At 51.6% G+C, this 2,282-nt stretch carries 2 protein-coding genes and 1 pseudogene; 2 read left to right on the top strand and 1 reads right to left on the bottom strand.

The features are described from left to right. Positions 1 to 413: pseudogene (locus tag RT21_RS22795) on the top strand (hypothetical protein); the annotation flags it as partial. Between the two features lie 65 nt (positions 414 to 478). On the opposite strand, the gene RT21_RS22790 reads toward RT21_RS22795, so the two are convergent. Next, complete coding sequence (locus RT21_RS22790; RefSeq protein ID WP_046164454.1) at positions 479 to 1,159, bottom strand: heavy metal response regulator transcription factor; 681 nt, start codon at positions 1,157 to 1,159, stop codon at positions 479 to 481. A gap of 412 nt (positions 1,160 to 1,571) precedes the next feature. On the opposite strand from RT21_RS22790, the gene RT21_RS24295 reads away from it, so the two are divergent. After that, positions 1,572 to 1,781, top strand: coding sequence for a co-regulatory protein PtrA N-terminal domain-containing protein (locus RT21_RS24295; protein ID WP_046164453.1), 210 nt, complete (start codon positions 1,572 to 1,574; stop codon positions 1,779 to 1,781). Positions 1,782 to 2,282: the final 501 nt, after the last annotated feature.

The following is a 2,282-nucleotide window of genomic DNA, read 5'->3' as shown; positions in this document are numbered from 1 at the left end:
TTTCCCATATGCTGTCGCCTTCCAGCTTTTTTGGTTACGACGCCAATCGGGATATCGCCGTGACAGGTCAGCACGATTTGCTGCTGGATGAGCACCACTTCGACGATGCCACGGATGACCGCATCCGTGGCGAGCTTTCAGAGCTCTTGCCTAAGCAGGTCTACGAGGTTGAACGGCAACCTTTTCTGGGCCTGATGAGTGGATTGACCAATTACACCATGGCTGACGAGCTTCGTGTAAAGCAGGCGCTCGGTATGGCTGTCGCGACCGGTGATCTGCTGGCGATCGGCAAAGATGGCAAAACTAAGCGCCGCAAGGGCACAAGCATCAAATCTACTGACATTTTGATAGCGCCCCCGCAGCGACCCATCTTCTTCCTGCCGCCACTGAATAAGTATAACTCAGAAGGCTAGGCTCGGCCCGGGACAGACCAGGTAGAGTAGTTGGCCCATCGAGAGAAGATAGCTGCTATTACACTCTAGGCGTCTGGCGCGTCGATCAAATAGCCCATCCCACGAGCTGTTTGTATGAGCTTCGGCTCGAATTCATCATCAATTTTCGCTCTCAGCCGCCGTACCGCCACCTCGATCACATTGGTGTCGCTATCGAAGTTCATGTCCCATACCTGGGAGGCAATGAGCGATTTGGACAGGACTTCCCCGCGACGCCTAAGCAATAGCTCAAGAAGTGCGAATTCCTTGGCGGTTAGGTCTATGCGTTTCCCCGAGCGCGTAACCCGACGTCTCAGCAGATCCATCTCAAGGTCGAGGAGCTTGAGTATCGTTTGGTTGGGAGCATGGTTGCCGCGGCGAAGCAACGTACGGATCCTGGCGAGCAATTCGGAGAATGCAAACGGCTTGATAAGATAATCATCAGCGCCCAGCTCCAACCCCTTTACGCGATCCTGTACCCCATCTCTGGCGGTGAGGAAAAGCACGGGGACCTCATTACCGGCCGCGCGGACTTTCTGTAAAACCTGCCACCCATCCAAACCAGGCATCATCACATCTAAGATGAGCAGGTCGTATGCCGCATTAAGCGCATGCTGAGCAGCATCGGTCCCATTCAGAACCCGATCGACAGTGAAGCCCGCCTCAGTGAGCCCCTGCTGTAGGTAGGTGCCCGTTTTCGGCTCATCTTCAGCAACAAGAAGCTTCATTGAAAGTACTCCGCCTGCATTGAGATCACAGTGTGCCGACTCTCAGATCTTGCAGCCAGTACCTTACAGAAACGTAATGCCCGCATCATCTGTCTGACAGCTTGTAGCGCTAACGTCTACATCAGCAGTTGCTCCCACACTCTGCTTTTTGGCCTTTTCCATGCTCCTTTGGCCTATCGGCGCCTAGATGGCGCCTTTTTTTTGCCGGCAGGAAACAAGGCCTATTGTCAGAACGAAAAGCGCATACACGCTTTCGCTTTCGCTAACTGCTTGCCTGCATTACTGACGAAACCGTAATGTCTAGATCAGGGATCTGACAGGAACGCTCGGTTAGCTTAGACACAAGCCCTAGCCCAAGACTCTGCTTAGAGCGGTGCTGGGTAGTTCATGTCTTTCAACGAGGTAACAAGCGATGAAACTTTTCAGATTTCTTTCCGTACTGCTCGCCATCGCGGCAAGCTCTACCTATGCGATGGCAGAGGGTGGTGGTGATCGTACCTTTGCTCGTCTGGAGCAGGCTCGCCAGCTAGCGATCGCTAGTTATCAGGCTGACAAGAAGGACCAATCTCAGGAGGTAGTCTCAAAGGCAGCTTCAACGAAGCACGCTCACGCTAACTGCTAATGCGAAGCCTTATGCAAATTTAACCATGCGGCTCTGGTAACTATGGCAGCTTCTACGAACGTTGTAGCTGCCATGGTGTTGCCACTTGCAGCCTCAGTTGGAAGAACTAGCGAAGTCGTATTAGCCGCTCACATTTTTAAGCGGCATCGCCAACTATGCGACATAAATTGGAAACAATAGAAGCGTGGTCGAAATATAGTGATTGGAAGGCAGCCGCTATTAGATTTCTGATGTTCGACTTTCAATGAGCATCATTGCAGCCACATCCTTCAAATAAATCAAAAGTTCCGTCCCAAGGTAAAGCTATTGCGCAGCCTCCATACAGAAATCGACGTGGTCAGGTGATTTCTTGATCGCTTTTGATGCGTTTTAAGCTTACAAAAATGTAATCACGCATCTTTCTCAGGCATGCCATATTTACGAATAAAGGCGAGTCGCTTGATAAGACACCGTGCCCGAGCTTTTAAGATCGGCGGTTGCAGGAGCTGAGTGCAACACGGT

The organism is Pseudomonas sp. 10B238, from assembly GCF_000970615.1.
Classification (GTDB): Bacteria; Pseudomonadota; Gammaproteobacteria; order Pseudomonadales; family Pseudomonadaceae; genus Stutzerimonas.
The sequence above is the reverse complement of the archived record's forward strand: the minus strand, read 5'-3'. Positions and strand labels throughout refer to the sequence as shown.

What these genes read in the sequence shown, in the direction of transcription:
- RT21_RS22790 (WP_046164454.1), bottom strand. Translation starts at nt 1,159, where the DNA reads ATGAAGCTTCTTGTTGCTGAAGATGAGCCGAAAACGGGCACCTACCTA.
- RT21_RS24295 (WP_046164453.1), top strand. Translation starts at nt 1,572, where the DNA reads ATGAAACTTTTCAGATTTCTTTCCGTACTGCTCGCCATCGCGGCAAGC.